Raw genomic sequence first — 23,819 nt, 5'->3', positions numbered from 1 at the left:
CGTGCGAACGTTCCTGCTTCTCGCTGTCGCGACCACTCCCCTACTCCTCCGGTTGTCCGAAGCCGGACTGAAGGCCACCGAGGGAAACCAGCCCGCCTCCGGCGTCCGAGCATGCCGTCGAAATCGCAGAGCACCGCGTCGAAGGAGTTCACAGCCGCCCATTGTGCCGCGCCGTCCGGGTGTACCGGGCATGCCGGGTGGCTTGGTCGTGGTGAGGGAAGGGGCGGTCGGCGCTGGTCAGGGTCGTTGCGTGCCGGGCTCGAGCCGGCCCTGCGGTGGAATTGGCGGGGGCCGGGATTTGTGCCGGAATTTCGGCTTCGACATTGTGTCGCCGGTAATTGTGCGACCTGGATTTCCGGCGTTTCGGATATTCGGGGTTCTCGCGGTTTCGACGCTTTTCCGTCAGCCGGTGAGGGCGAGAGCCTTCGCCGGGGCGGCCGGTCGGCCGGCGGCCGCGATGCGGGTCTGCCGGTGGTTGGCGATCAGGGGTTGGGGGTCGGGCCGGGGCTGCTGGCAGGGGTTATGTCAGTCCCAGGTGGTGCCGGCGGTGCGGGAGCGGCCGTCCCAGGTGGTGCCGGCGGAACGGGTGGCGGAAACCGGGGAGATAGTGGTGTTCGTCATTTCTTCGTCTCTTTTCTTGAGGGCTTTTCAATTCGTCCTTGCACAATCAACTGTGCGGCACCGAAAGCCCTCGAACCAGACAAATAGGCGGCAGCAAGCTGCCCGCCCCTGACCACTTCCTGCCACCCACGAGCAAGCCCGCCCCCCACACCGCCACACAAGGACGTCCACGCAGGTCAAAACCCCCGAGGAGAGATCACCCCAGGGTGTGCGTCCGGGCCGTCCTCCCAGCGCGGCGCGGGGGCCGCGACCGGCATCACCCCTCCATCCGCCGGCCCGGTCGAACGCGGCCGGGGCCGGTACCGCGGATCCCCCATCCCGGTGCCGCCCCCGGTCACCGGGCGCAGGCCGGACATGGCCTCCTTCAGCGCCGCCCGATCGACATCCACCCGGCGGCCACCCAGCCGGATCACACGGTCGCCGTCCAGGACGACATACTCATGACGGCGGCCGCTCCTGCGATACCACCCGACATCATCACGCTCACAGGCGACCGAGGACGGCGGAGCCCCGGGCACGTCATCGGCCTCCTGCACCGGCCCGCCGGCACCCTCCCAGCCGGAGATGCCGGCATCCAGGACCGGCGTCTCGGCGCACAGACCGTCCCCGAACGCACCCCGGTCGACCGCCAGCCACACCAGGCGTCCATGCCGTCCGCCGCTGCGATTCTCTGCAGGTCACGGCGGGGGCACCGGTTTCCCCCTGGGGAGGTCAGGATCCGGCCGCGGCGACGCGGGCCACGTACTTGCCCTCGCCCCGGCCGTCGGCCAGCAGCTGGTGGACAGCCGGCACCTCTTCCAGCGAGCCGATCTCCGTCACCGGGACGTCGAGCCGGCCGGCGGCGATCAGGTCGAGGACCCGGCGCAGGGCCGCCGCGGCACGCTCGGGCGCCGTCGCCGACAGGGCGCTCATGCTGAAGCCCGCGACGGCGATGTTGCGCCGCATGAGCTCGGCGGGCGGGAGCGGCCGTGCCTCTCCGCCGCCCGCGTTGCCGAACAGCACGATGCGGCCGCCGGGGGCGGTGATCGCCAGGTCGAGGTCGAGCATGGTGGTGCCCAGAGGGTCCAGGACGACGTCCACGCCGCCGCCGGCGGCCGCGCGTACCGCTTCGGCAAGGTCGCCGCCGCGGGCGACGACCGTGTCGTAGCCGCTCGCGCGGACCGCTGCGGTCTTGTCGGGCCGGCCGACGGTGCCGATGAGACGGCCGCCGCCGAGGGCAGGGACGAGCCGCGCCACGGCGGAGCCCACTCCCCCGCCGGCGGAGTGCACGAGCACGGTCTCTCCCGGTCCGAACTTCGCGGCGTCGGTGAGCAGCAGCAGCGCGGTCGCGAGCATCAGCGGGGCGGCGGCGGCGGCCGGTAGGCCGACCTCGTCCGGCACCGGCGCGGTGAGGGCCGCCCGGGCCGGTGCCACCTCGGCGAGCCCGCCGCGGTCGGTGAAGGCCGCCACTCGTTGCCCCGGCACGAGCCCTTCGACGCCCTCGCCCACTTCCCGCACGATGCCTGCGACCTCCTTGCCCGGCACGTACGGCCAGGATGTCGCGTAGCCGGGGTCGCCGCGGCGGGCCATGACGTCGATGAAGTTGATGCCGGCGTGGGTGACGTCGATGGTCACCTCTCCGGCGCCGGGGCGGGGGGTGGGCAGGTCGCGGACCTCGGTGCGGTCGGAGGTCTGTGAGGGGGCGGTCATGACGAGGGCGCGCATGGCGGCCGTCCTTCCGATTTTCGATGTTCGTCGTACAACGAAAGTCGTACCACAGTTGTACGATGTTTGTCGAAAGAGAGGTTCGAGATGCCCCGATCACAGCGACGCCGCGCGACTCTGGTCCACCCCGAGACCGGCGAGATCGACCTGCTCGACGTCCTGCACGCCCTGTCCGACCCCACGCGGATGACCATCGTGCGGACGCTGCGTGCCGATCCCGAGCGGGCCTGCGGCACCTTCCCTGTGGACGTCGCGCCCTCCACCCTGACCCACCACTTCCGCGTGCTGCGGGAGGCCGGGGTGATCCGCCAGCGGGAGGACGGCAACCGCCGCTGGACCACACTGCGCCTGGGCGACCTCGACGCCCGCTTCCCCGGCGTGCTGGACGCGGTCGTCACCGCCTACGAGCGGGACCTGGACCCCGCCTCGGTGTGAGGCCGGTGGAACGTCAGGGCAGCAGCCCGACGAACATCGTGCGGTGGAGGATCTCGACGTGGCGGCGGGCCACTTCGGCCGCTTTCAGCGCCTCGCGCGCGGCCAGGGCGGCGACGAGTTCGGCGTGCTCGCGGTTCGACTCGCGCAGGTACTTCAGGGGGTACGGCAGGTAGTAGCCGTAGAGCTCCCGCACGACTGCGCCGTACTGGTCGGCGGCCGAGCGCAGCCCGGTGGCCTGCGCGAGGAGCAGGTGGAAGCGTTCGTCGCTTGTGTGGAACTCCGCCCAGCTCGGCGCGTCCTCCATGGCTGCCACCAGTGACCGTAGTTCGTCGAGCAGGCCCTGGCCGATGTTCGCCGCGGCGAGGTGCGCGATGCCGCATTCCAGGACGAGCCGCTGGTCGATGAGGCGGTGCACCTCGCCGGCGGCGGCCTGGTAGGCCTCGATCTCGCGGACCCGGCCGGCGGCGGGACGTTCGGCGACCAGTGTGCCGCCGGCACGGCCGCGCCGCCGTTCGAGGACGCCCTCCTCGCACAGCGAGATCAGCGCGCGCCTGGCGGTGATCTCTCCGACGTCCAGGGCCTTGGCGATCTCGGCGCTGGGCGGCAGCCGCTCCCCCGGCTTGAGCAGGCCGAGGTCGACCGCCATGGCGATGCGGGCGCGGACGGTGTCGAGCGCGGTGAGCCGCCGGATGCCCGCGAGGGCGGGGGCTCCCAGCGCGGCCATGGACCTGCCTGGCGTCATGCCCACACCGTACTGCCCGGCATGTCCGGAGGCGTCGCACTGTTGAATTAACTGCTCATAATGAGCTATTTTTTCAGCTCTCGGCCGGAAAGAAGCAGGTGAAACCGTGTCCCGACCTCTCCCGATCGCACTCGCGCAGGCCGTGCCCCACCCGGTCGACGTGCCGCTGACGCGTTTCACGGCGGAGGTCGAGGAGCTGGCCGGACGGTTCCCGCAGGCGCGGTTCGTCGTGTTCCCCGAGATGCACCTGCACGGCGGCGACGCCACCGGACAGCGGCGGGAGGAGCAGCTCGCGGCGTCGGCGGAACCGCTCGACGGCCCGCGGTCCAGGGCGCTGGCCGAACTGGCGGGCGACCTGAAGATCTGGCTGCTGCCGGGAAGCGTGTGCGAGCGCGGCGCCGACGCGAGCCTGTACAACACCGCCGTCGCGTACTCCCCCGAGGGGCGGCTGGCCGCCTGGTACCGCAAGATCTTCCCCTGGCGTCCCTACGAGCCGTACCGGCCGGGCGACCGCTTCGTGGTCTTCGACCTGCCCGGCACCGGCCGGGTCGGCTTCGCCATCTGCTACGACGCCTGGTTCCCCGAGGTGGCCCGCCACCTGGCCTGGATGGGCGCCGAGGTCATCGTGAACCCCGTCATGACCACGACCGCCGACCGGGCCCAGGAACTGGTGCTGGCCCGCGCCAACGCCATCGTCAACCAGGTGTACGTCGTGAGCGTGAACACCGCCGCGCCGGCCGGCACCGGGCGCAGCCTCGTCGTCGACCCCGAGGGCCGCGTCCGCGCCGAGGCCGGGGAGGCGGCGACCGTGCTCACCGACGTGCTCGACCTGGACGACGTCACCCGTGTGCGCACCTGCGGCACCGCCGGTCTCAACCGCATGTGGTCGCAGTTCACCGCCGCCGACCGTCCCGTCGAGCTGCCGCTGTACGGCGGGCGCATCGACCCCGCGACCTGGGCCCCGGACCCGGGCCGCGCGTCAGGCTGAATCACCCCGGCAGCGGCCGCGGACGCGGCCCGCGCCACCGATCTCCCGGAGGGAACCGCCAATGCAAACCGACCAACCCGCTCTCCGGCGCGCCCTCACGCTGAGGTCGGTCGTGCTGTTCGGGCTGGCGTACATGTGCCCGCTGATCGTCCTCGGCATCTTCGGAGTGGTGGCCGAGACGACGGCGGGCGCCACCGCCGCCGCGTACGCCCTGGCCCTGGTGGCCATGCTGTTCACCGCGCTGAGCTACGGGAAGATGGCGGCGGCCTACCCGATGGCCGGGTCGGCCTACACCTACGTCCGCCGCACCATCGACTCCCGCGCCGGTTTCCTGGTCGGCTGGGCGGTGCTGCTGGACTACTTCTTCCTGCCCATGGTGATCTGGCTGATCGGCGCCGCCTACCTGTCGGCGCGGTTCCCCGGCGTGCCCGGGTGGGTGTGGATCGTCGGCTTCATCGCGGTCACCACGGCGCTGAACCTGCTCGGCATCAAGGTGGCCGACAAGGCCAACACGCTGCTGATGCTGTTCCAGCTCCTCGTGCTCGTGATCTTCGTCCTGCTGTCGGTGAGCCATCTCGCGGGCGGGCACGGGGCGGGCGCGCTGTTCGACGCGGCGCCGTTCGCCAACTCCGCCCCGGGCGTACCCGCGGTCGCGGCGGGGGCGGCGATCGCCGCGTACTCGTTCCTGGGGTTCGACGCGGTGACCACGCTGACGGAGGAGACGGTGGAGCCGACGAAGACGATCCCCAGGGCGATCCTGCTGGTCGCGCTGATCGGCGGCGCGATCTTCGTCCTCGTCTCGTACACCACCCAGCTCGTGCACCCGGGCGGGCACTTCCACGACGTCTCGTCGGCGGCCTTCGAGATCGCGAAGACGATCGGTGGTGACCTGTTCGGGTCGGTCTTCCTCGCGGGCCTGGTCATCGCGCAGTTCGCCTCCGGCCTCGCCGCCCAGGCCAGCACCTCGCGCCTGCTGTACGCGATGGGCCGGGACTCGGTGCTGCCGCGCCGGATCTTCGGCTACATCCATCCGAGATACCGCACGCCGGCGTTGGGCATCCTGCTGACCGGCGCGGTCGGCCTGGTGGCGCTGCGGCTGGACGTGGCCACTTCCACGTCGTTCATCAACTTCGGCGCCTTCACCGCGTTCACCTTCGTGAACCTCAGCGTGATCGCCCTGTACGTGCGGGAGCGCCGCGCGGGGAACCGCCCCCGCCTGGCCGGGTACGTCGTGGCGCCGGCCGTCGGCGCGGCCGTGGACGTATGGCTGCTCACCCAGCTGGACCGCCACGCCCTGACCCTCGGCGTCGTCTGGCTGGTCCTCGGCCTCGCCTACCTGGCCTACCTCACCCGCATGTTCCGCCTCCCCCCACCCGAACTCGGCTTCACCGAGGAAGCCCCGGAACAGGCCCGCCACTGACGGCGTTTGGCAGCAGCGATTGCGCCGGGCCGCTCACCGTCACATCGGCCTGCCCGGTTCCAGGCCGCCACCCGGCCCCCTCGGGCCGTCTTTCGACGAACCGAGCATCCGCGCCGTCGGTGGTGTCGGTGGCCGGCCGCGGATCACGAGCGACGCCGGAATCGTGTCCCAGTAGTGTGGCTTCGCATGACCGACTCCGGGATCGAGATCACCGCCGACCTGGTCCATGACCTGTTGCAGGAGCAGCATCCGGACCTCGCAGGACTGACCATCGGGGAAGTAGCGGGCGGGTGGGGCAACCAAATGTGGCGCCTTGGGGACGACCTGGCCGTGCGCATGCCGCGTACAGAGGGTGCCCCGGACCTCCTGCGCAAGGAGTGCCGGTGGCTGCCCGTCCTGGCTCCGCGCCTGCCGCTTCCGGTCCCCACCCCCGTACGGATCGGTGAACCGTCCGCGCGCTTCCCCAAGCCCTGGACCGTCATGACGTGGGTCCCGGGCGAGCCACTGGACCACGCCTCCATCAGCCGCGGCGACCACGCCTCCGACACGTTGGCGGCCTTCCTCACCGCGCTCCACGTGGAGGCACCCGAAGACGCGCCGATCAGTGAGGACCGCGGCGACCATCCCAAAAAGTGCACGGACGGCTTTGACCACTTCTTCCGCGCCGTCGTCCCCGGCGACCTCGCTGACGATGTCCGCGCCGTCTGGGATGACGCCGTCGCGGCGCCCGAGTGGGAGGGCCCGCCGCTCTGGGTGCACGGCGACCTTCACCCCGCGAACGTCGTCGTCTCGGACGGCACCCTCTCCGGCGTGATCGACTTCGATGCCGTGTTCGCCGGTGATCCGGCGTGGGATCTCGCCGCCGCATGGGTCATCCTTCCCGCTGGCTGCGCCTCACGCTTCTTCGGCGCATACGGTCAGGCAGACGAGGGGACCATCCGGCGGGCCCGGGGGCTGGCCGCCCTGAAGAGCCTGTTCCTCATGCTGATGGGCCAGAACGGCGACCGGGGCCTTCCCGGCGGCAAACCGGCATGGGGACCCGCAGGCCGGGCCGCACTCGATCGTGTTGTGCACGGCGGTCCGCTATAGGAGTCCAGGCAGGAGCCGCGACTTGACCGGATGCCGGCAGGTCCTTCAGCGCAGCGTCGGGGACGCTGCCGTCGAGGGGTCGGTTCGGGCGGGGTGGTGGTGTGGGAGTGCCTTTCCTGGTTTGGAAAGGCACTCCCGCAGGCCGTCGGTGGCCTTATTCACTCATGTGTCACCGGTGTACGCGGCGCCACCAGTGGCGGCCTCGCCATCCCACGCGGCCGATGCCGTACAGCGCACCGGACAGGCCGCCGATCGCGCTGTTCTCCCAGTACGCCCTGGCGCAGCCGCTCAGGGTGCGCCTGCGGAGACAGCTGTAGGTGCCGAAGCCCACGCCGACGATGAAGGATCCCCGGCTGACCCAGCGCCGGCCGCTGCTCGCCCACCGGTGGACGAAACCGCCCAGGCCCCTGCGGGTGTTCCAGCCGTACCGGAACGCCCGGTAGTGGACCTTGGCGCGGCGCCAGACGTGCTTGGCCTTGTGGCGGAGCTTGCGGCACCAGCCGCAGCCCCACTTGCCGTCCAGGTCGGTGCAGTTGACCGGGTCCCCCGAGCAGTACTCGTAGGCGTTGGCGCTGCCGCCCGGCACCGGGTCCAGCTGCAGGAACCGGCCCAGTGAGGGGTTGTAGAGCCGCACGCCCATGAGCATCGTGCCGTCCAGGGTGTCGGCGGCGCGCTGTTCGCCGCCCAGCCAGCCGTACCTGCGGGCCGGGCCGCGCGTCACCCCGTACTCGTCGGCGTCGACGACGGTGGCGGTCTGGGTGCCGAGGGTGTACTCGGTGCCGACGTCGCCGTGCAGGGTGGTCAGTTGCAGGCGGACGTCGCCGTTCGCGCCGGTGATGGCCGCCAGGTCGCCGTCGAAGCCGGAGACGTTCCTCAGCACCGTGCCGCCGGGTTCGGTGCTCCAGCGCGGCGAGTCGCCGTCGGAGCCGTAGTGGTTCACGGCGGTGCCCGCCGTGGTGGTGGTGGATCTGAACCGGTCGGCCGGGTCCAGCGCCCAGGTCATCGTCTGGCCGCCGGTGGTCTGCCGGCGGGCCAGGTCGTTGACGTGGTAGTCGAACGTCGTCCCGCCGGGCAGGGCGGTGGTGCGGCCGAGCGCGTCGTAGCGGTAGCCGTCGCCCACCAGCCGGTCGGCGGAGTCGTAGGCGTAGGAGGTGATGGCGGCCGCGGCGTCGTCGGCTTGCGGGCAGGTGTCCGTCTGGGACTGGGTGGCAAGGCGGGTCCGGTTGGAGTCGGCGTCGAAGGTGTAGCGGCGCAGCGTGCACGTGCCGCCCGCCGACTCCTTGGCGGAGGTGAGGCGGCCTGCCTTGTCGTAGCCGTAGGCCCGCTCGTACCCGGCGTCGCCGCGCGCGTCGGTGGTCCACTGGCCGTGTACCGATTCGGTGAGCTGTTCGCTCAGGATGGGCTGGTCCAGTCCGTCCTTGGTGTAGACGCGGGAGATGTCGGCGCCGGTCTCGTCGTCGGTGACGGTCAGGTGCACTCCCCCGGGCAGGTCGCCGGTGGTGAACTCGCCGTCGGCGTCGTATCGGGCGGTGAACGTTCCCGCCGCCGAGTCGGTCATCGTCACCGCCAGGCCGCGTGGTTCGGTGGCGATGTCGTAGCCGTAGGTGAGGGTGGAGGGGGCGGAGTCGGTCACCTTGGTGGTCCGGTCGAGCAGGTCGTACTCGGTCCTGGTCTCCCCGCCGTCGGCGTCGGTGTAGGAGATGCGCCGGCCGAGCCGGTCGTGGGCGATGACGATCCGCTCGGTGACGTTGCCTGAGGCGTCCAGGCGCTGCTGTTCGGCCACTTCGCCGGAGTCGGGTGCGTACACCGTGGCCGCGGTGCCCGGTGCCTCGCCGGTGCCGCCGGTGATCCACTGGCGGATCTGGCGTCCTGCCTGGTCGTAGGCGGTGTTGGTGACGCGGGTGATGCCGTTGGCGGTCTCGGAGACCGTCAGTGGGTTGCCGTAGCGGTCGTAGGTGGTGATGGCGGTGGGCAGTTCGTCGGGGTTGTCACCGCCTCCGGTGATCTTCCCGGCGGGTGCCGTCCGGCATACCAGTCCTGCCCACGCCGGTTTGCCGCCGCACGGCGCGCTGCCGGAGGCGGTGTAGTACGTGGTGATGGTGGTGGCCGCGTCGTTGCCCTTGGGCAGCACGGTCTTGACGGGGTTGCCGTCGCCGTCGTAGGAGGTGGCGGTCACCAGGTTCAGGCCGCCGGGGTCCTTGACGGTCTTGAGGGGCTTGCCGAGTGTCCAGTCGTACTCGGTGGTGGTCGCCCGCGTGTCGCGGTCTTCGCCGGTGAGCAGGTGCGCGCTCACCTCGGTCCTGGTCACCAGGTCCTTGGTGGGGGCGTCGCCGGGGCGTCCCTGGTCGTAGGTGTTGACGGTGTGTTCCCTGGCGGGGGTGTCCTGGTCGCCCGCTGCCACGACGTGCAGCGGGCCGAGGGTCTCCAGTTCCCGGGTGCCGTCGTCGTTGTAGGTCGAGCGCTTGGACAGCAGTTCGGCGCGTTCGGCGGTCGGCAGCCCGGAGATGCCGAGCTCGGCCAGGCGCGGGGAGGTGCCGAGGGCCAGTTCGCGGTTGCTCGCCGTCAGTTCGCGGACGATGTTGCCGAACTTGTCGTGTTCGGTGGCCGACAGGTGGCCGCCGGGGGTGAGCTGGTCGACCTGCCGTCCGTTGGCGTCGAGGTAGGTGACGGTGGCTCTGGTCCAGGAGTGGCCGTCGGGGATCTGGTCGCCGGGGAAGACGGCGGTGGCGTCGGTGGGGTTGTCGTGCTGTCCCCAGGTCGCGGTGTGCTGCGGCCGCAGGTCGGCCGGTCCGCCGGTGGCCTTGTCCAGCGGCACGTTGTAGACGATGGAGGTGCGGTTCTCGCCGTCGGTCTGGTCGGCGGTGCCCGGCTTGAGGGCTTGTCTGGCCGCGCTGGTCAGCCTGCCGTCGGTGTCGTAGGCGAAGCTCCATGGGAGCTGTCCGGGCGGGGTGAGCGAGGTGAGGCGGTTGCCGGTGTCGTAGCCGTAGGTCGTTTTGAGCGGCGGTGTGATGCGCGGGTCCCAGGACTGGGTGAGGCGGCCGGCGCTGTCGTAGGCGTACTGGGCGACGGCCACGGGGGTGCCGGAGTCGTGGAAGAGCACCTGCTTGACGCGGCCGGTGTAGTCGCCGCCGCCGGTCTGTGTGGCGTAGAGGAGTTCCAGCACGCGGCAGCCGGGCTTGGGTGAGGGCAGCGCGCAGTCCGCACCGGGGTCGGACACCGCGCTGGTGGGTGCGATGACGGCCTTGAGCCGCTGGGCGCCGCCGGCGGCCTCGTAGACGTAGCGGGTGATGTTGTTCGCGCCGGGCGGGGTGGTCGTGGCCGGCAGGTAGGAGGTGGCGCCGGCGGGCTTGGTGAACGTGGTGACCACGCCGTCGGCGTCCTTGAGGGTGTAGGAGCCGGTCAGCGTCAGGTCTTCGGCGCCTTCCTCCGGCTTCCAGCCGTCGCGGGTCTTGGTGAACTGGATGGGGGTGCCGTCCACCAGGGTGACCTCGACGGAGCTGGCGGAGGTTTCGCGTAGCGCCGCGTATTCGGAGTCGGCGACGTCCGACACGCCGCCGGCCGACCATTCGGGGCCGAACGGGGACGCCTGGGATGCGATCTTGGCGCCGGCCTTGGGGTCGCGTGAGGAGATCGTCCTGGACAGTGCCAGGCCGAACAGCTCGGCCTCGCTCTCCTCCACGCGGAAGTCACCGGTCAGCAGGTTGACGCTGCCCGGTCCCACGTTCTGTGTCTCGGCCCCTGAGGCCTGCCGATCCGCTACCACGTCGGCGGCGGGCGTGCTCGCCGAGTCCGAGGGGTTGGCGAACACGGCGCGGACCTGGACGGCGCCGTCGCCGCCGAGCTGGTCGACCAGGTTCCAGGTCAGCCCCGACACGGTCGCGGTGCCGTCGGCGACGGTCGCCGCGACGGGCCAGCCCGTCAGCGGCTTGCCGTCGGTGCCGAGCACCTGCGCGGCGGGGATGTCGGCCCAGTCGTCGGTCTGGGCGCGCCGCCACTGGAAGGTCACCCGGTCGTACTCGCCGCGGCCGGTCGCGGCCAGTTCGGTACGGCGGGCGGTGCGTGTGCCGTCGGCCGGCGCGGCCAGTGCGCCCGCCCCGACGTTGAAGCGGTACGTGACGGCCTCCGAGGCGTTGCCCGCGCGGTCCAGGGCGTAGGCCGTGAGCGTGTGCGGTCCCGCGGCCTGCGGGGTCACCGTGAGGGTGACGGCCGCGCCGGTCGTGGCCGCCGTGGCCGTGTCACCGTCGTCGAGCCGGTAGGCGATCTTGGCGACGTCGATGTCGGCCGGCGTGGCGGTGAAGGAGGCCGGTTCGCCGGCGTCGCCGTGCCATCCGGTGTCGGGGTGGGAGCCGCTGGTCAGCTTGGGGACGGGCGGCCGGGTGGTGTCGACGGTGAACTGCCGGGACTGGGACTGCTTGGAGTCCAGTGAGCCGTCGTTGGTCCAGCCCTTGAGCGTGTAGGTGTGGCCGTTGACCAGCTTGCCGGCCGGTGTGGCGGCGTCCGAGAAGCCGCCGGAGGCCACGTACGCGCCGTACAGGCCGGTGATGATCGCGGTGCTGCCGTCGTACACCTCGAACTTGCCGCGTACGTTGCCGCCGTCGGCGTCGCCGACGTGGGCGTACAGCCGGGGTGTCAGCGTGTTGGTGTGGAGGGCGCCGCTCGTCTCGCTGTTCGGGCTGGTCCAGACGGACAGCGGTGTGCTCGGGTAGGAGTTGTACGTCACTGAGATGTACGGCGGGTGCGAAGCCGCGTTGCCGGAGTTGAACCGTTTCCATCCGTATGGGTCGGATTCGTCTGTGGCGCGCAGTCCCATGCCGGACTTGGCCCAGCCCTTGTCGGCCCAGTACTGGGCCAGCGAGGTGACGTTGGCGGTGACCCAGCCGTCGGCGCAGCCGGAGCCGTAGCCCTTGGTCTGGCTGGAGGTGGCGTACCTGGCGGCCATGGCGGGGCCGGGGTAGCGGCTGGAGGTGGAGGCCTGGTCGGCGCTCCACACCTCCCAGTTCTTGGCGGTGCACGACCAGGAGTGGAAGTTCCACAGGTTGAGCGTTGCGGAGAGGATCTTCCGTCCGGCCAGGCCGGAGGTGTTCCAGGTGATGAACGACTTGGCGATCTGCCCGCTGCCGTTGTTGCCGATCTTGAGTTCGGTGGAGGCGGACTCGTCGGTGTTGTAGCCCTGCTGTACGAAGGTGTCGAACACCTCGCCCACGTTGAGCGAGGGGTCGACGGTGACCGGGTAGGCGGTGGCGGGGTCGTTCAGGAAGGCCGGGTCGGGTGTGAGGACCAGGTCCTTGCCCGACACCTCCATCTTCACCGGCGCGCGATGGGTGTGCTCGCCGGATGACCGGTCCAGGCGCGCGTCCCACATCACGGGCGCGGGCACGGTCGCGGCGACCTTGCCGCGCCTGTCCACCAGTTCGGCGCCGCCGTCCTTGGCCTGGCGGGGTGTGAGCCCGGGGGCCTCCAGGCGGAGCCGGTAGGACAGCGGGGTGGCGGGCCGCTGCTTGAGCAGCAGGAACTGCTCGGCGCCCGTCCTGGTCGCGGTGACCGTCAGGTCGGCGCCGGGCAGCGCGCCGGGGTAGGTGACGCTCTGGCCCGACACCTGCGGGGACGGGAGCGCGCCGGGCCAGCGCAGGGTGACGCGGGCGTCCCCGGCGGCCACGCTGATCAGGTCGGTTCCGGCCGCGGCGGCCTGCCTGGCGTCCCCGGAGCGCCCGCCGATGCGCAGTGCCCTGCCGTGCGACCTGGGCGTGACCGTGCCGTCGCCGGCCGCGGTGAGCGCGAGATCGACGGGTTTCCACCCGGCGCCGTCGCGCACCCTGACCGGCCCGGCGAACATCTCTTCGGTGAGGGAGCCGTCGGGGTTGGCGTAGGTGGAGGAGGTCTCGGTCCGTGCCGATTCGATCTCGATCCGCTTGCCGGTGAGCCGGGCGGTGAGCCTGGCCGAGCTCTCATCGGGCGCGCTGGGCCCGGCCGGAGCGGTGGAGGGGTCGGGCCGGAGGGCCGCCGGTGGGGGTTGGGGGGTGGGGGTGTCTGCGTTCGCCGTGGGGATGTCCGCGACGGTCACGGCCAGTCCTACGGACAGCACAGCGGCGATGGCCCGGTCCGCCGGGGTCGTCCGGCGGACGCGGGCGCGGTTCGATGCCACTCTTCGGTCTCCGATTCGCGCACCTCTGGGAGAGGTATGATCATCGTTGCGGCCTGATCGTAAAAGGCGTGATCAACTTGGGGAACAGGCGGCGAAGACCGTTAACCTGCCTGCCGGTTCGCGTTCATGTCCGGTAGCGGGTTGAGCAGTCGCCGCGACGGCCGGTGACGGGCCGGCCCCCTGCCTGGGACGCGCCCGGCGGCTTGCCCGTCGGGGCGGCCGGTGACGTTCGCCGCGCATCCTGATCCTGTGACGTATGCCGTTAGCCTCGGTCGCATGGTGTTCGACTCCGTTCATTTCGATCTCCAGCCCTATGCCGGTTTCGACATGGATCGATACGTGCGGCGGACCCGTTGCAGCTGGGAGGACCTCGGCTGGCAGTCCTTGCTCGCGCAACGCTTCGACCACGTCCCGCAGGTGGAGGACATGGAGTTGCCGGCCGCGGCGGACGTGCACCTGATACTGCCGGTAGGGGGCCGGGCCGTGATGGAGACGCGGGTCGGTGGTCGGTGGAGCCGCCACACCTGGGTGCCGGGGCGGCTCGAACTGCGCGTCCCGGACCGGGCCGCCCTGCGCCGCTATCGCGCGGACGGCCCGTTGCGCAGCGTGCAGGTCCATATCCCGCGCGGCACCGTCGAGCGGACCGCCGAACAGCTGGGTGGCCGGGCGGTCGACTACGCCGGCATGGCGGCGTCCGTGGCCGCCGGCGACCCGCTGGTGGAGGAGGCCGTCCGCGCGGTGGGCTCGGCGGAGGAGGCCGGCGACCTGTACGCCGAGTCCGCGGCCGCCTTCCTGGCCGTGCACCTGCTCACCCGCCATTCCCGGGCACCCGGTGAACGGCTGCCGGTGCGGGAGGACGCACGCGTCCGCGCGGCGATCGCCCTCATGCGTGACCGGCTGGCGGGGCCGCTCAGCCTGGCCGACATCGCCGAGGAGGTGTATCTCAGCGTCTATCACCTTGTTCGCGTGTTCAAAAGAGCGACCGGGGAGACGCCCCACCGGTTTCTCATGCGATTACGGATCGAGAAGGCGCAACGTCTGCTGCGGGACACCGACCTGCCGGTCGCCCAGATCGCGCCGCTGTGCGGTTTCGCCGGTCCCGGTGCTCTGTCGACGGCCTTCCTGCGGCACACCGGCGTCCGTCCCTCGGCGTATCGCAATTCCTGACCGCTCTTCCGGCAATTGCAGGCATGGATCCGGGAGGTGGGTCGTTTCTAGGGTTTCGCCCATGTCTGTGAACACGGCGAACCCGCCTGAGATCGAGTCCTTTCCCATCCGCGTTCCTGATCGCGACCTGGCGGACCTGCGGGCTCGCCTCGACGGGGTCCGGCTTCCGGAGCCGGAAACGGTGCCGGACGCCTCGCAGGGTATCGAGCTGGATCGGCTGAGGCTGCTGCTGGACACCTGGCGGCAGCACGACTGGCGGGCCAGGGAGGAGCAGTGGAACCGGATTCCGCATTACCGGGTGCGCCTCGACGGCCTGCGGATCGCGTTCTGGCACGTGCGCTCCCCCGAGCCCGCAGCGCTCCCCTTGGTGCTGACCCATGGCTGGCCGGGCTCGGTGCTGGAGTTCGAGGACGTCCTCGGGCCGCTCACCGATCCGGTCGCGCACGGCGGTTCCGCCAGTGACGCCTTCCACGTCGTCGTCCCGGCCCTGCCGGGGTTCGGGTTCAGCGATCGTCCGCGTGAGCGCGGCTGGAACCCCGCCCGCACGGCGCGGGCGTGGGCGGAGTTGATGAGCGTGCTCGGGTACGAGCGGTTCGGCGCGCACGGCGGGGACTGGGGTGCGTTCGTCAGCACGGAACTGGCGCGCCTGGTGCCCGAGCGCGTCGCCGGCCTGCACCTGACGATGCCGATCGCCTCTCCCCTGCCGGGCGACCGGATCTCACCGGACCCGGCGGAGCGGCGCATGCTGGAGCGGCGTGATGTGCATCTGGCGGACGGATACGGCTTCGGGATGATCATGAGTACCCGTCCGCAGACGCTCGGCTACTCCCTGCTGGACTCGCCTGCCGGTCTGGCGGCGTGGCTGGGTGAGAAGTTCGCCGCCTACTCCGACACCCGGCCGGAGGCCGGCGGCGGGGTGAGTGTGTCGCGGCAGGTGGACGACATCGCCCTGTACTGGCTGACCGGGACGGGTGCCTCCAGTGCCCGCTGGTACTGGGAGGCCATGCGGTGGGTACCGCGCAGCGCCGAGGAGGAGAACGCGCAGCCGGTGACGGTGCCCACCGCCTGTTCGCTGTTCCCGGCCGAGCCGTGGCCGACCGCGCGGCGCTGGGCCGAGCGCCGCTACCACGACCTGCGGTCATGGCACGAGCTGGACCGTGGTGGCCACTTCCCCGGCCTGGAACAGCCGGATCTGCTGATCTCCGAGATCAGGGCGGCTTTCCGTCACGCACGTCATGATCGTGGTGATCTCGAAGGGTGAGCGTTCCTCCTCCCTGTTCTCCGGTGGAAGCGGGTTCGGCCGCGTCGGGGCCGGACGGGTCTTCTGGTTCGTCGAGGGCTGATCGGGTCGGTAGCGGCGTCGCCTGAGCGTGGCGGGCCGGAGTGCGGCTCATCGGCGGCCGCTACGAAGTACCCGCACCCACGGGTCTCCAGTTCGTCCATGCCTATGGGTTATCGATGATTGTCGGATCGGTCTTGGACACCGGCGGCGCGCACCATCAAGAATCGACGTGTGATCCCCCATGCGATGTTCGCTTCCTTTGATCGGTGCTGCCTGACGCCGGGCTCGGCCGATGTCTGGCGGATATCGAACGGGCCGTGCGCGGCGCCGGTTGCGCGCGGTCGGCCCGGGCGATGATTCCTCGCGGGTCCTTCCGCCGCCGGCGGGAGACGAGGCGGCGGTGCCGCCCCCTGCGGCCACAGCCGTGTCCGGTCTTTCCACGAACAGTTTCAGTCAGAGAACGGGTCATCATGCGCATGGCAGTACTCGGCGCGTCCGGGCGGGTCGGCCGCCTGCTCGTCGATCAGGCACTTGAGCGGGGTCACCAGGTCGTGGCCCTGGTCCGCGATCCGGAGCGGGCCGGCGTGCCCGTCTCGCGGCGGGCCGACGTCCGGCAGGCGGACGTCTTCTCCCCTCGGACCTTCCCTGACCTCGCCGACGTCGAGGTGGTCGTCTCGGCCATCGGTGTCGGCAAGGGCGACGGTCCGGGCGCGCTGGTCGCGGGGGCCAGGTTGCTCGCCGCGGCGAACATCCGCACCGTGTGGCTCGGTGCGCTGGGGTCGGGCCCGTCGCAACGCGCGGGCGGGCTGATCTACCAGGTGGTGATGCGGATGTTCGTCGGCGCGGAACTGGCCGAGAAGGCGGAGGCCGACCAGGTCGCCCTGGGCGCCGGCGCCACGGTGTTCCACGCGCCGGATCTGAAGGACGGGCCCCTCAGCCCCGGGCGCCGCCTGGTACGGCTCGCCGACCTGCGGCGTCCGCTGCTGCCGCCCCGGATGTCCCGCGCCTCCGTGGCCGCGCTCATGCTGGAGGAGGCGGAGAAGGGCGACCACGGGGGCGAGATAGTCGTACCGCTCGACTGATCGCCGGCGGGGGTTCCGGCCGTGGTGCGGTGGTCATGTGGTCCTGTCCTGGAGGTGGTGGGGTCAGCGCCCGGTCGCGCCGTCCGCGGGTCGGCGGCCGGTGGGCGGGCCGCGTACAGGTCGTCCCAGAACCTGACCGCGTCGGTGGTGCTCACAAGGCGCTCCTTCTGTCGGTGTGCGCCCAGTGTCGCCAGGCGTGCCGTGATCTGGCACGCAATCTTGCGGTTCTGGCAAGATGGCCGCGTGGATCGCGCGACGGACGACGAGGTACTCGACGCGGTGGGGCCGCGGCTTCGCGCGCTGCGCCGTGACCGCGGCATCACCCTGGCCGACCTGGCGGCCAGGACCGGCGTGTCGGAGAGCACCCTGTCCCGGCTGGAGAGCGGGCAGCGCCGGGTGACCCTGGAGTTGCTGCTGCCGCTGGCCCGTACCTACGACGTCCCACTGGACGATCTCGTCGGCGCCCCGCGCACCGGTGACCCCCGGATACACCTCAAGCCGATCGAGCGGTTCGGGATGACCTTCGTGCCGCTGTCCCGGCGGCCGGGCGGGGCGCACGCCTTCAAGATGATCATCCCTGCCCGGCCGGAACCACTCCAGCCGGCCCCGCAGACGCACGAAGGCTTCGAATGGCTGTATGTGCTCAACGGCCGCCTGCGGCTGGTGGTCGGCGAGCGTGACCTGACGTTGCCGCCCGGTGAGGCGGCCGAGTTCGACACCTCCGTGCCGCACTGGCTGGGCAGCGCCGACGGCGGCGTGGTCGAGCTTCTCATCCTGTTCGGCCTGCAAGGGGTGCGTTCGCACCTGCGCGCCGGCCCCCACCGGACCTCTCACGGCGGGGGTGGGGGGTGAACGCGGCCGACCGGGGCCTTCCCGGTTCGGCGGGTCAGGAGAGCGGCGGGCCGACGGCTTCCCGCAGGGCGTCGGTCCACGGCAGCCAGCGCGGGTCGGCGCCGCGCGCGGGGTTCCAGCTCATCTCGGTGCACCAGTAGGCGACGGCCGTGCCGGTGCGCGGCTGGGCGAAGGCCAGGCGTCCCCCGGCTCCGGCGTGGCCGAAGGAGCCTTCGCCGAGCATCGGAAGGCCGGGGCGGGGCAGCTCGTAGCCGAGTCCGAAGCGGGAGGCCTCCGTGCCGGGCAGGCGGTCGAACGGCGGCGGGGCGGGCAGCCGGTCGGTCTGCGGGGTGCTCGCCCGTGCCGCGGTGTCGCCGTCGAGCAGGCGGACCCCGTCGACCTCGCCGATCGTGGCCGCGTACATGCGGGCGAGTGAGCGGGCGTTGGCGATGCCGCCCGCGGCCGGGATCTCGGCGGCATGGGCCTCGCGCCGGTTGAAGCCCTCGGCCGCGGCGCCGCGGAAGGTCGCGGCGGTGGCGCGTACCAGCCGGTCGGCCGGCTCGAGGCCCAGCCCGGTGAGCAGCGCGAGCACCTGTTCCTCGCCCGGCTGTGGCTGCGGGGAGAACTGCGGGACGAAGCGGTGCTCCTGGGAGGCGGGCAGGCCGATCCACAGGTCCAGGGCGAGCGGGCCGGCGACCAGGTCGGCCAGGACGGCGCCCACGGTCTTTCCGGTGGCGCGGCGGATGACCTCCCCGACGAGGTAGCCGTAGGTGAGGGTGTGGTACATCATGGCCGTTCCCGGCTCCCACAGAGGGGTCATCGCCTCCAGGGCGGCCACGCAGGCGTCCCAGTCCAGGAGTTCCTCCGGGCCGATCGGTGCCCGCGGGTCGAATCCGGAGAGGCCGGCCCGGTGGGACAGCAGGTCCGACACGGTGATCCGGGCCTTGCCCGCGGCCGCGAACTCCGGCCAGTGGTCGGTGACGGGGGCGTCCAGGTCGAGGACGCCGCGCTGGGACAGCAGGTGGGCGCAGGTGGCGACGGCTCCCTTGGTGACCGACATGACGATGCCCAGGGAGTCGCCCGTGACGGGGTGGCCGCCGATCGGGTCGCCGCCCGCCCACAGGTCGACCACCAGGTGTCCGTCCTGGTAGACGGCGAGCTGGGCGGCGCCCGTGTCGCCGTGCCGTCCGCGTGCGAAGGCCGCGCGGACGGCCTCGAAGCCACCGGCGGTGCTGCCGTGGACCTCGGTCATGCGGTGCCTCCTGTCGCGGGGGTGTCCGGTGGTGTCGTCCCGGAGGGGTCGTCAGGGGCGGAGGTCCGGCGGGCCGCTGCGACGAGTTCGGCGACGACGTCGGGGGTCAGCCCGATGCCGAAGGTGGAGAACTTGGCCAGCGGGATCCCCAGGGCGAGCTCGACCAGCGGCGAACGGCCGCCGGAGGCGCCGAGCAGGCCGGTGACCCGCCGCATCCGGTCGCCGAGCAGCCGGGCGCCGACGGGGTGGGCCAGCCACTCCCCCAGCGTGGACATCGGCCCGAGTTCGTCGTCCTGGCCGTCGCCGGTGGTGGTGACCTCGGCCCTGAGGCGGATGTCGCGTGAGGAGGCGCCGACCTCGACGATGAAGCGTCCCGCGGTCACCTGCCAGCGGTGGCGGGCCGGCGACCATTGGGCGATGTCGCGGCCGGTCAGGGTGAAGGAGACCCGGCCGGACTCGCCGGGCCTCAGCCCGATCTTGGTGAAGCCGCGCAGCTGGTGGCGGGGCCGGGACGGGATCGGCTCCTGGAAGGCCACGTAGAGCTGTACCACCTCGTGGCCGGAGCGGCCGCCGGTATTGGTGACGGTGACCTCCGCCGTCCAGGTGTTCTCGCCGCTTTCCACGACCTGCAGGTCGCTGTAGGAGAACCGGGTGTAGGTCAGGCCGTGGCCGAAGGGATAGGCCACGGGGACGTCCAGGGTGTCGTAGTGGCGGTAGCCGACATAGCGGCCCTCGCCGTAGACCACATGCCCGTCACGTCCGGGGAAGTGCAGGTAGGAGGGGGTGTCGGAGAGCCTGAGGGGGATGGTTTCGGTGAGCCTGCCGCTGGGGCTGTGGAATCCGAAGATCAGGTCGGCCAGCGCGGTCCCGCCGGCCTGTCCGGGCAGCCATCCCTCGAGGACGGCGGAGGCGGTGTCCTGCCAGCCGGAGACGGCGGCCACTCCGCCGTTGGCCAGGACCACCGCGATCCGGGGGCAGACGGCCGACACCGCGCGCAGCAGGGCGATCTGGTCGGCCGGCAGGTCGATCGTGGTCCGGTCGAAGCCTTCGGACTCGGCGGCGTCGGGCAGGCCGAGGAATACCAGCGCGGTATCGGCTCGCGCCGCGGCGGCCACGGCGTCGGCCACCAGGGCGGCGTCCGGTGTGCCGTCCAGGGTGAAGCCGGGGGTGAAGGTCAGTTCGGTGCCGGGGCCGGCGGCGGCCCGCAGCGCGTCCCAGGGGGTGTCCAGGCGGGTGGGCACCACGTGGGAGCTGCCGTTGCCCTGGTAGCGGGGGGTGCGGGCGAACTCCCCGACGACGGCGATCCGCTGGGTGGCGGCCGGGTCGAGCGGCAGCAGGTCGCCGTCGTTCTTCAGCAGGACGGCGCCGGCGCGGGCGGCCTGGCGGCACAGCTCGTGATGGGCGTCCTGGTCCCAGTCGTCGAAGCGCCGCGCGTGCCGCGTCCGGTGGCCGAGCCGGATGACGCGCTCGGCGGCGGCGGTGACGGCCTGCTCGTCGAGGTGCCCGGCCGTGACCGCGGCGACGATCTGCTCGTCGGTGCCGGTCGGCGGCATCTCCAGGTCCAGCCCGGCGGCCAGGGCGGCGACGCGGTCGTTGACCGCGCCCCAGTCCGACACCACCAGCCCGTCGAAGCCCCATTCCTCCCGCAGCACCTCGGTCAGCAGCCGGCGGTTCTCGCTCGCGTGAACTCCGTTGATCTTGTTGTAGGAGCACATGACGGCGTACGGCGCGGCGTGGCGCACGATGTGCTCGAAGGCGGGCAGGTAGATCTCGCGCAGGGTCTGCTCGTCGACGTCGGCGCTCACCCGCATCCGGTCGGTCTCCTGGTTGTTGACGGCGAAGTGCTTGACGCACGCGCCGATCCCCAGCGACTGGATGCCGGTGACCAGGGCCGCGCCCATCACTGCGCTGATCAGCGGGTCCTCGGAGAAGTACTCGAAGTTGCGGCCGCACAGCGGGGACCGTTTGATGTTCACGCCGGGGCCGAGCACGACGTCGGCGCCGAGCGCGGACGCCTCCCTGGCCAGGGCCGCGCCCACCCGGCGGGCCAGCTCGGGGTCCCAGGAGGAGCCGAGCGTGACGGCGGGCGGGAAGCAGGTGGCGGGCAGGCTGTCGTTCAGCCCGAGCGCGTCGCCCGACGCGGGGTCCTGCCGGCGGATGCCGTGCGGGCCGTCGGTCAGCGTGAGCGCGCGTACCCGGCCGTCGACGGCGGTGGTCCGCCAGGTGCTGCTGCCGGAGGTCAGGGACGCCTTCTCGGCCAGGGTGAGGTCGTCGGGGAGGTTCATGTGTCCGCCTGTGTGGTCATTCGGGTGGGGGAAAGATCCTTGGGCCGGAACGCCGCGCCCCATCCGGTCGCCCGCCACGCCCGGGCGTGCGGGCCGAGCCGTGCCCGGTGGTCCTCCCAGCTTGTCCGCTGTTGTGTCCATGCCCGCTCGGCCGCGGCGGGGAGGCGGGGCAGCAGCAGGAACGCCAGGTCGTCGAAGCCGGTGATGGTCTCCGTCCAGATCGCGGCTTCCACACCGGCGATCCGGACGTCGAGTCCCGAGACCAGTGACCGCGGTGTCCAGTCGAACATCTCACGCAGCGTCTTGGCCGGATAGTCGCGGAACCCGAGCCGGGCCCGGCGGGCCTCTCCTTCGGCGTCGGCGGCCGGTTCCGCGTACGGGCGGTCGAGGTACAGCACGTCGCTGGAGGACAGGAGCACCGGCAGTCCGGCGGCCGCGGCGGCGGGACCGTCGGAGGGGGCGAGGGCGAACAGGTCGACCATCTGGTCGACGAACGGGTGGGCGGCCGGCGGCAGCTGGGCCTTCTTGGCGTCGGCGTCGATGCTCGTCTCCGCGCCGATCCACAGCTGCACGATGTCGTCCGGGCCGAGGGCGCCGGTCCGTACGGTCTCCTGCCAGCCGACGACCTGCCGTCCGGCCCGGTGCGCCGCGGCCACGGTGGCGCCGACCGCGCGGGCGTAGGCCTGGTGCGGCATGCCGAAGGGTTCGTCGCCGCCGACGTGGACGAAACGGCCGGTGGACGCCCGCGCGAACTCGGTGACGGTCTGCCGGAGGAACGCCTCGGCCTCCGGCGCGGAGGGGTCCACATAGCCCAGCCGGGCGGCGGCCCCGCCGAGGGTGAGACGCGGGTAGGCGCGGACCGCGGCGAGGGAGTGACCGGGCAGGTCGATCTCGGGCACGATCGTCACTCCGCGCGCCGCGGCGAAGGCCGTCAGCGCGTCCAGGTCACCTCGTGTGATCAGCTCGCCCGGCGAGGTGGCGTTCAGTTTCGGACGGGACCGCGACTGCAGCCTCCACCCCTGGGTGTCGGTGAGGTGAAGGTGCAGGACGTTGAGCTTGTAGCGGGTCAGCAGGTCGATGACGCGGCGGATCTCCTCCAGGGTGAACGGGTGCCGTACGACGTCGAGCATCAGGCCGCGCCAGGCGAGGGCGGGCCCGTCGGCGATCCGTCCCGTCGGCAGCCGGCCTTCGGAGCACTCGGCCAGCTGCACCAGCGTCGCGGCTCCCCGAAGGACCGCCTGGGGGCAGGCTCCGGTCACCGTCACCTCACCGGGGGTGATCGTCACGGTGTGCCGTTCGTCCTGCGCGACCTCCTGCGGCGCGACCCCGCCGGCCGCCGGCACGTCCCGGGGGGCCTGCCCGATCAGCAGGACGATGCGCAGCGGCGGTGGATCGCCGGCGGGGGTGGTGGCGCCGGCGAGGCGGGTGAGCCGGTCCTGGAGCCACTGGCGGGCATCGCGCAGCGTGTCCTCGGCCTCGATCGTGACGCGGCCGGGGTCCAGGAGCGTCGTCGTGGCGCCGTCGAGGGTGACCGTGTGCGGCCACGGCACCAGCGCGGGCCTCACCGCCGGCCTGCCCGCGGATCGGCGTGGCCGCGGGCGAGTCGTCCGAGCCAGCGCGCGCTGGGTTTGACCGTCCGCCGGAACGTCGTGCGGTCGACCGCGACCAGGCCGAAGGTGGGTTCCCAGGAGCCCCATTCGAAGTTGTCCAGCAGCGACCAGTGCAGATAGCCGCGTACGTCGATGCCGTCGCTCATCGCGCGTGACAGGCCGGTCAGGGCCTCGCCGGTGTACTCGATCCGTTCGTCGTCGTCGCCGGTCGCGATGCCGTTCTCGGTCACCAGCAACGGTGTCGATCCTCCCAGGCGTGCAGCGGTGTGACGGACCGCGTCCTCCAGGGCGCGGGGGTAGTACTCCCAGCCGTTCATCGTGCGTCTGTCGGCCGGGCCGGGGGCGATGACGCCCTGCTCCCCCGCCCGGAGCCGGCTGTAGGCCTGCACGCCGACGAAGTCGTCTCCCTTCGCGACGTCGAGGTACTGATCGTCGATCAGGTAGGACATCTCGGCGGTGCGGTCGGCGCCGGCGCCGTGGTCCTGGACGTTCTGGTTGGCGACCGTCCATCCCGACCTGACGCCGGGGACGGAGGCGAGCAGTTCCCGGGCCTGCGTGTGCGCGCGTGTCAGCGCGGCGGTCATCTCGGGATCCGGGGGGACGAAGGAGGGGGCGGAGGCGGCCCGGTCGGCGCGCCGCGCCGTCGTCCAGGCGAGCATGTTGGGTTCGTTGATCGTGCAGACCCAGGGCACGCCGTCGAGGATCGGCAGCACCGCGCGGACGTACTCGGTGAAGTGCGCGATCGCCTCCTTGGACGTCCATCCTCCTTGGTCTCTCAGCCATGCGGGGCTGGTGAAGTGGTGGAGCGTGACGACCGGCGTCAGGCCCCGCTGCCCGCATCCTTCGATGATGCGGCGGTAGTGCTGCAGCACCGCGAGCGAGGGGTGACCGGGTGTGGGGACCACCCGCGCCCATTCGATGCTGAACCGGTAGGCGTTGAGGCCGAGGCTCTGCACGATGTCGAGGTCTTCGGCCCAGCGGTGGTAGCTGTCGCAGGCGTCCCCCGACCGGTCGGGAAGGCTCCAGGTGCCGTCGTTCTCCGCCTGCCAGAAGTCGCTTCCCACGTTGTTCCCCTCAACCTGGTGCGCCGCGGTCGACGCTCCCCAGAGGAACTTCTCGGGGAAGGCCAGGGCGTGCGGATTCACTACGTCTGCTCCTTGTGTGGGTGG

15 protein-coding genes are annotated in these 23,819 nt (G+C 71.9%); 8 read left to right on the top strand and 7 right to left on the bottom strand.

The annotated features are described in order from the left end of the window. Nucleotides 1–1,332 precede the first annotated feature (1,332 nt). The gene (locus tag KIK05_RS09900) at nucleotides 1,333–2,325 is read right to left on the bottom strand and encodes a quinone oxidoreductase family protein (protein ID WP_214410304.1); all 993 of its coding nucleotides are present in this window, start codon (nucleotides 2,323–2,325) and stop codon (nucleotides 1,333–1,335) included. Nucleotides 2,326–2,412: 87 nt separating this feature from the next. Here KIK05_RS09900 and KIK05_RS09895 point away from each other — a divergent pair, with 87 nt between their 5' ends. Continuing rightward, nucleotides 2,413–2,760: an ArsR/SmtB family transcription factor gene (locus tag KIK05_RS09895; RefSeq protein ID WP_214410303.1), complete on the top strand. Its 348-nt coding sequence runs from the start codon at nucleotides 2,413–2,415 to the stop codon at nucleotides 2,758–2,760. Nucleotides 2,761–2,773: 13 nt separating this feature from the next. On the opposite strand, the gene KIK05_RS09890 is transcribed toward KIK05_RS09895, so the two are convergent. Then, nucleotides 2,774–3,502: a FadR/GntR family transcriptional regulator gene (locus KIK05_RS09890; RefSeq protein WP_214410302.1), complete on the bottom strand. Its 729-nt coding sequence runs from the start codon at nucleotides 3,500–3,502 to the stop codon at nucleotides 2,774–2,776. Between the two features lie 106 nt (nucleotides 3,503–3,608). Here KIK05_RS09890 and KIK05_RS09885 point away from each other — a divergent pair, with 106 nt between their 5' ends. The 3 genes from KIK05_RS09885 to KIK05_RS09875 all read left to right on the top strand — a co-directional run bounded on the left by KIK05_RS09885 (nucleotide 3,609) and on the right by KIK05_RS09875 (nucleotide 6,999). Then, complete coding sequence (locus tag KIK05_RS09885; RefSeq protein ID WP_214410301.1) at nucleotides 3,609–4,490, top strand: carbon-nitrogen hydrolase family protein; 882 nt, start codon at nucleotides 3,609–3,611, stop codon at nucleotides 4,488–4,490. 61 nt (nucleotides 4,491–4,551) lie between these two features. Beyond that, nucleotides 4,552–5,910, top strand: coding sequence for an APC family permease (locus tag KIK05_RS09880; protein ID WP_214410300.1), 1,359 nt, complete (start codon nucleotides 4,552–4,554; stop codon nucleotides 5,908–5,910). Between the two features lie 186 nt (nucleotides 5,911–6,096). Beyond that, entirely contained in the window at nucleotides 6,097–6,999 is a 903-nt protein-coding gene (locus KIK05_RS09875; RefSeq protein ID WP_214410299.1) for an aminoglycoside phosphotransferase family protein, read from the top strand. A 169-nt stretch (nucleotides 7,000–7,168) separates the two neighbouring features. Here the strand turns inward: KIK05_RS09875 and KIK05_RS09870 are convergent, their stop codons facing one another. Then, complete coding sequence (locus KIK05_RS09870) at nucleotides 7,169–13,141, bottom strand: DNRLRE domain-containing protein (RefSeq protein WP_214410298.1); 5,973 nt, start codon at nucleotides 13,139–13,141, stop codon at nucleotides 7,169–7,171. 222 nt (nucleotides 13,142–13,363) lie between these two features. Here KIK05_RS09870 and KIK05_RS09865 point away from each other — a divergent pair, with 222 nt between their 5' ends. The 4 genes from KIK05_RS09865 to KIK05_RS09850 all read left to right on the top strand — a co-directional run bounded on the left by KIK05_RS09865 (nucleotide 13,364) and on the right by KIK05_RS09850 (nucleotide 17,524). Continuing rightward, entirely contained in the window at nucleotides 13,364–14,308 is a 945-nt protein-coding gene (locus tag KIK05_RS09865) for an AraC family transcriptional regulator (RefSeq protein WP_308249841.1), read from the top strand. A 61-nt stretch (nucleotides 14,309–14,369) separates the two neighbouring features. Beyond that, the gene (locus KIK05_RS09860) at nucleotides 14,370–15,569 is read left to right on the top strand and encodes an epoxide hydrolase family protein (RefSeq protein WP_214410297.1); all 1,200 of its coding nucleotides are present in this window, start codon (nucleotides 14,370–14,372) and stop codon (nucleotides 15,567–15,569) included. Nucleotides 15,570–16,060: 491 nt separating this feature from the next. After that, nucleotides 16,061–16,672 (top strand): NAD(P)-dependent oxidoreductase, encoded by a 612-nt coding sequence (locus tag KIK05_RS09855; protein WP_214410296.1) that lies wholly within the window; start codon nucleotides 16,061–16,063, stop codon nucleotides 16,670–16,672. A 243-nt stretch (nucleotides 16,673–16,915) separates the two neighbouring features. After that, entirely contained in the window at nucleotides 16,916–17,524 is a 609-nt protein-coding gene (locus KIK05_RS09850; RefSeq protein ID WP_214410295.1) for a helix-turn-helix domain-containing protein, read from the top strand. A 34-nt stretch (nucleotides 17,525–17,558) separates the two neighbouring features. On the opposite strand, the gene KIK05_RS09845 is transcribed toward KIK05_RS09850, so the two are convergent. Genes KIK05_RS09845 through KIK05_RS09830 form a run of 4 tightly spaced genes read right to left on the bottom strand, consistent with a single transcriptional unit; the run spans nucleotide 17,559 to nucleotide 23,795 of the window. Further along, nucleotides 17,559–18,755: a serine hydrolase domain-containing protein gene (locus KIK05_RS09845; RefSeq protein ID WP_214410294.1), complete on the bottom strand. Its 1,197-nt coding sequence runs from the start codon at nucleotides 18,753–18,755 to the stop codon at nucleotides 17,559–17,561. Next, the gene (locus KIK05_RS09840; protein ID WP_214410293.1) at nucleotides 18,752–21,040 is read right to left on the bottom strand and encodes a glycoside hydrolase family 3 C-terminal domain-containing protein; all 2,289 of its coding nucleotides are present in this window, start codon (nucleotides 21,038–21,040) and stop codon (nucleotides 18,752–18,754) included. The genes KIK05_RS09845 and KIK05_RS09840 overlap by 4 nt, the downstream gene beginning before the upstream one ends. Further along, entirely contained in the window at nucleotides 21,037–22,605 is a 1,569-nt protein-coding gene (locus KIK05_RS09835; protein WP_214410292.1) for a family 20 glycosylhydrolase, read from the bottom strand. The genes KIK05_RS09840 and KIK05_RS09835 overlap by 4 nt, the downstream gene beginning before the upstream one ends. Continuing rightward, nucleotides 22,602–23,795, bottom strand: coding sequence for a glycoside hydrolase family 1 protein (locus KIK05_RS09830; protein WP_308249840.1), 1,194 nt, complete (start codon nucleotides 23,793–23,795; stop codon nucleotides 22,602–22,604). Before KIK05_RS09830 ends, KIK05_RS09835 begins: the two co-directional genes overlap by 4 nt. Nucleotides 23,796–23,819 lie beyond the last annotated feature (24 nt).

Source organism: Sphaerisporangium fuscum (assembly GCF_018531465.1).
Lineage (GTDB): Bacteria > Actinomycetota > Actinomycetes > Streptosporangiales > Streptosporangiaceae > Sphaerisporangium > Sphaerisporangium fuscum.
The sequence above is the reverse complement of the archived record's forward strand: the minus strand, read 5'-3'. Positions and strand labels throughout refer to the sequence as shown.

Coding starts and splice junctions, on each gene's coding strand:
- KIK05_RS09900 (WP_214410304.1), bottom strand. CDS start 2,325: ATGCGCGCCCTCGTCATGACCGCCCCCTCACAGACCTCCGACCGCACC.
- KIK05_RS09895 (WP_214410303.1), top strand. CDS start 2,413: ATGCCCCGATCACAGCGACGCCGCGCGACTCTGGTCCACCCCGAGACC.
- KIK05_RS09890 (WP_214410302.1), bottom strand. CDS start 3,502: ATGACGCCAGGCAGGTCCATGGCCGCGCTGGGAGCCCCCGCCCTCGCG.
- KIK05_RS09880 (WP_214410300.1), top strand. CDS start 4,552: ATGCAAACCGACCAACCCGCTCTCCGGCGCGCCCTCACGCTGAGGTCG.
- KIK05_RS09875 (WP_214410299.1), top strand. CDS start 6,097: ATGACCGACTCCGGGATCGAGATCACCGCCGACCTGGTCCATGACCTG.
- KIK05_RS09860 (WP_214410297.1), top strand. CDS start 14,370: ATGTCTGTGAACACGGCGAACCCGCCTGAGATCGAGTCCTTTCCCATC.
- KIK05_RS09855 (WP_214410296.1), top strand. CDS start 16,061: ATGCGCATGGCAGTACTCGGCGCGTCCGGGCGGGTCGGCCGCCTGCTC.
- KIK05_RS09845 (WP_214410294.1), bottom strand. CDS start 18,755: ATGACCGAGGTCCACGGCAGCACCGCCGGTGGCTTCGAGGCCGTCCGC.
- KIK05_RS09840 (WP_214410293.1), bottom strand. CDS start 21,040: ATGAACCTCCCCGACGACCTCACCCTGGCCGAGAAGGCGTCCCTGACC.